Genomic DNA, 3518 nt, shown 5'->3' with positions numbered 1-3518 from the left:
GCTGACTAAGTTATGACTCTAAATAGTGAAATAACATTACATGAGTTAGCGGGAAACAAAATGTTGTTTCACGCTAACTTAGATGGCCGAAAACTTAAAGATTGGGTTGATGACAATCAACGCCTGATTCAAGCTGTAATTAATGAAAGTGGTGTAATCTTAATACGAGGTTTAAAACGGATGACTTCGTCACAGTTCTCCGGAATTTTGGAGCAGCTTTTTGCTGGGCCATTACTCGATTACACCTACCGCTCAACACCTCGAACGCATTTACGTGGTAATGTTTACACGGCATCTGAGTATCACTCAGAGCTTACAATCGTTCAACACAACGAAAGCTCTTACTCTAATTGTTGGGCAAGTCGTTTAGGGTTTTACTGTCAGCAACCTTCCAAATCAGGAGGCGAAACGCCAATCGCAGACAGTTTAAAAGTCTACGAATTGATACCGCAAGAAATTAGGGAAGAGTTTGAACGTAAGGGGTTGCGTTATGTCAGAAATTACGGCTTGGTCGATCTACCATGGCAAGAAGTATTTCAAACAGAAGATAAGGCTGTCGTAGAAGCTTCTTGCATAGAAAATAATTTAGATTTTGACTGGACTGAAGGTGGCTTACGAACGACTCAATTAAATCCCGCTGTTGTTATTCACCCTAAGTTAAACAAGAAGGTTTGGTTCAACCAAGCGCATTTGTTCCACGTGAGTGCATTGCCCAAAAAGGTTAGAGAGAACTTAATCAGCGTGTACGGGGAGTGCAATTTACCTCGCAATTGTACATTTGGGGATGGTAGTTATATTCCAGATGACATGATAGCTGAAATTTTAGCTGTGTATGAGCGTCAAATGATTGTATTCAAGTGGGAACAAAATGATGTGTTGCTATTAGACAACATGCGCTTTAGTCATGGTCGTTTGCCGTTCACTGGTGCGAGGAAAGTTTTAGTTGGAATGACAGGTAAGACAGGGTGGACGGAGTGTACTTAATCTAATGGAGTTAACATAAATGACGACAAGCACATCAGAAGCTTTGCTCGATGAAGTCTATTATGCGTACAACAAAGTACCATTTTTTAAAAAGCATATAGATAAAAGCGGAGTAAGCATTAATCAAATAATGGATAGTAAAGATATTTCACTTTTGCCTTTGACGGAGAAGCGAGATTTCAGGAAACACTTTCCCGTTGGTGTATTTGCCCAAGGGTATAGTATGGGCTCTCCATTATTAACTCGTTCGCAAAGTTCCGGAACAACAGGTGATAGGTTAGTTACTTTTGAGCTAGGTATGCTGTTAATAGGGCGAGCCGTTGCTTGTACTGAAGTGAATGCAGAAGTTGAACACGCTTTTGTAAAAACACAGAGAAAAATAGTACGCTACGCTGCACCAAATTGCTCCGATGTCGAGTGTGCGAATCCCAATAGTAGTAAAGAAGATAGAACGTTATCAGATGGTACACTGGTTTTGCCTGTCTATCATGATCTTTTGACAACATCTGAGCATCTTATAGAAACGGCAATTAAAGAGATTATTGAATATCAACCTGACCTATATTATGTGGATCCAACACATTTTGCTTTCTTAATTGGAGAATTTCAAAAGCGCGGCATAATCCCCCCAAAAGCGCCTATTATTTGTTCTTACTCGTCGGTAACCGCGTTAAATCGTCGACGTATATTATCTGGGTTTGACCAAGCCGTTACCTTTTCCGAACTCTTGTCTTGCTCCGAGATGGGATGGGTTGCAATGGAATGTTGCCATGGTGCACTTCATCTCAATGATAGTTCGTTCCATATAGAAATTTTAAATGATAATGGCGAACAAGTTGAACACGGAGAAATTGGAGAGCTAGTAATTAGTAGTATAGATCAAGGAGCTGTTCCGCATATTAGATATAAAACGGGAGACTATCTTCGCCTTGATGAAACGCCATGTCGATGTGGTCACTCACATCGAAAAGTGTCAGTAATTGGTCGTGCTTCCAATTGTATTGCGTTGGGCGATGGAACACAGGTTTGGGCCAGTACGCTAGATAGCTTAATTGGTGCACCCAAAGGTCTAAAAATGTATCAGTTGCACCAGCATACCAATGATTATTTTTCATTGAAGCTAATAGCTGAAAAAGACTTTGAGCAAACGCAGCTATCAGCTAGCTTGGCTAAATTAAAATCTTTGCTTGGATTAAATAGTCATTTGGATATTAGTTATGTTGACTATATAGCGACGGAGCGATCTGGAAAATTTCAAATAATAAAAACAGATTTAAATGGGTAGCCTTGTGATTAATAAAGAAACCAACATGAATAGCATAACAAATGAATTTCCTGGATTGAATGCGGAGATAGATGGTGAACCTGTCTTGTATTTAGATAGTGCAGCAACCTCATTAAAACCCAAAGTAATGATTGACGCCATAAGTCGATATTACAGTGGAGTTGCCTGTAACGTACATAGAGGCAAGCATTTCGCGATGGAAGAAGTATCTAATCAATACGAGCAAGTTCGTTATAACGTCGCTAATCTGATTCAATGTCATGGAAACGAGGTCGTCTTTGTTAGCAATACAACAGAAGCAATTAATATGGTTGCTTCTGGTCTAGAGCTGCAAAAAGATGATTTAGTGTTAGTAAGTGAGAACGCACACCATTCAAATTTACTTCCTTGGTCAAGTAAAGCTAAGACGGAAATTATAGTGAGCTTACCCAATGGCGCTATTGACATTGAACAGTATGAAAGGCTTTTACAGCAAAAACCAAAAGTTGTAGCTTTGACTCATTGCTCGAATGTGACTGGTATATATATTGACTTAGAGCGCATGGCTGCTTTGGCTAAATCAGTAGGCGCCATTGTCCTTGTTGATGCTGCTCAGTCTATACCTCATCGAAAAGTGTCAGTGAAAAGTGGCAACATTGATTTTATGTGCTTCTCAGCGCACAAGATGTTGGGTCCAAACGGTGTCGGTGTGCTGTATGGTAAAACAGACATGCTTGAGTCATTAGTTCCTCAAACTTTAGGTGGGGGATGGTTGATTGGGTTGAGTATGATTCTTTTAGATTACGTAAAATACCGCATAGGTTTGAAGCTGGGACACCAAATATAGCCGGAGTGATTGGTTTCGGTGCGTCAATTGACTATTTAAATAGAGTTGGAATTGACGTAATAAGTGAGCATGACAGACGTTTAGGCCACTTTATATTAAAAGAGGCTAAAAAAAGGGACTATATAAAGGTCATTTGCGATGATGAGAGCCTTGATAGAGGTGCGGTGCTAAGTTTTGCTATCAGAGGATTAGACGACTTAGATGACGTATCTAGATACTTAAGTGATTCGTATGGAATCATTGTGAGAAATGGTCACTTATGTGCTCAACCATATACTCAAAGCCAAACTGATGGGCAGGTACTTCGTGTATCAGGATATATCTACAACAGTGAGGAAGACATTAAAACTTTCTTTTCTGCATTAGATGAAATCTGCACGAGCATGCTGAATATAAGTTCGGTTTCAGCGTAGAGGGGGAAGC

General features: G+C 39.9%; 4 protein-coding genes. All 4 read left to right on the top strand.

Annotation, left to right across the window (positions count from 1 at the left end; genetic code table 11):
- Positions 1-12: 12 nt before the first annotated feature.
- From GSF04_RS02770 to GSF04_RS23260, 4 genes are read left to right on the top strand one after another with little or no spacing between them, the layout of a single operon-like run.
- Entirely contained in the window at positions 13-984 is a 972-nt protein-coding gene (locus GSF04_RS02770; protein WP_039491320.1) for a TauD/TfdA family dioxygenase, read from the top strand.
- A gap of 19 nt (positions 985-1003) precedes the next feature.
- The gene (locus tag GSF04_RS02765; protein ID WP_039491318.1) at positions 1004-2269 is read left to right on the top strand and encodes a phenylacetate--CoA ligase family protein; all 1266 of its coding nucleotides are present in this window, start codon (positions 1004-1006) and stop codon (positions 2267-2269) included.
- A 25-nt stretch (positions 2270-2294) separates the two neighbouring features.
- Positions 2295-3095, top strand: coding sequence for an aminotransferase class V-fold PLP-dependent enzyme (locus tag GSF04_RS02760; protein ID WP_249122322.1), 801 nt, complete (start codon positions 2295-2297; stop codon positions 3093-3095).
- A complete protein-coding gene (locus GSF04_RS23260; protein WP_249122321.1) occupies positions 3017-3508 on the top strand; it encodes an aminotransferase class V-fold PLP-dependent enzyme in 492 nt (163 codons plus the stop codon). The genes GSF04_RS02760 and GSF04_RS23260 overlap by 79 nt, the downstream gene beginning before the upstream one ends.
- The last annotated feature ends 10 nt before the right edge of the window (positions 3509-3518 follow it).

The organism is Pseudoalteromonas sp. A22 (assembly GCF_018141345.1).
Taxonomy (GTDB): domain Bacteria; phylum Pseudomonadota; class Gammaproteobacteria; order Enterobacterales; family Alteromonadaceae; genus Pseudoalteromonas; species Pseudoalteromonas maricaloris.
Note: the sequence above shows the minus strand (reverse complement) of the source record. Positions and strands in the feature narration are given on the sequence as shown.

What these genes read in the sequence shown, in the direction of transcription:
- GSF04_RS02765 (WP_039491318.1), top strand. Translation starts at nt 1,004, where the DNA reads ATGACGACAAGCACATCAGAAGCTTTGCTCGATGAAGTCTATTATGCG.
- GSF04_RS02770 (WP_039491320.1), top strand. Translation starts at nt 13, where the DNA reads ATGACTCTAAATAGTGAAATAACATTACATGAGTTAGCGGGAAACAAA.
- GSF04_RS02760 (WP_249122322.1), top strand. Translation starts at nt 2,295, where the DNA reads ATGAATAGCATAACAAATGAATTTCCTGGATTGAATGCGGAGATAGAT.
- GSF04_RS23260 (WP_249122321.1), top strand. Translation starts at nt 3,017, where the DNA reads ATGGTTGATTGGGTTGAGTATGATTCTTTTAGATTACGTAAAATACCG.